Origin of the sequence: Bradyrhizobium sp. PRIMUS42, from assembly GCF_023006515.1 — a bacterium.
GTDB lineage: Bacteria > Pseudomonadota > Alphaproteobacteria > Rhizobiales > Xanthobacteraceae > Bradyrhizobium.
This window is the reverse complement of record NZ_JALBGZ010001548.1, coordinates 1-507: the sequence shown is the minus strand read 5'-3', so window position 1 is coordinate 507 and position 507 is coordinate 1. Positions and strand designations below refer to the sequence as shown.

Genomic DNA, 507 nt, shown 5'->3' with positions numbered 1-507 from the left:
CGAAGCGGAGCGCGATCGGGATGGCCGGGTGATTGGCTTGGGGCGGCTAGCTTGCGGCGCCTCGACCGTCACCGCGGGAATCGCTTCCGAGGCAGCCTGGGCGAGCGCGCCTGAACCGATCGGGGACACCAGTCCGATAAGCACGGGCAAGCCCGCGCTCCCGATCGCACGAATGCGTAACATCTTGAATTCCTGACATCCGGCACGTCGGCCGGTCTATTGAACACGCGATCGGCACGGCAAGGGCACGTGCCAACGGTTCGGTTTGTCGCTACGTCAGGAAAGATGAGGTGGGGCGCGCGCCTGCGCGCTCGTGCCCGCATGAACGGCGATCGCAAGGGCATCCGCCGGATGCCACACCACGGGTTCGGCATGGCGGAAGGGTATTTGGAGTACCGCATGCTTCGGCGAATCGGGCGACGCACCGGCTTGGCCCAGACAACACAGGGCGCACGCGCCGGCATGCGCGGTCGGCGCGCCGGTCCGATCGTTCAGGCCGCCTTGATC

1 pseudogene is annotated in these 507 nt (G+C 67.1%); it reads right to left on the bottom strand.

The window, feature by feature from the left end:
• Nucleotides 1-276: 276 nt before the first annotated feature.
• A pseudogene (locus MOV75_RS41570) lies at nt 277-507 on the bottom strand (DUF2946 domain-containing protein); the annotation flags it as partial.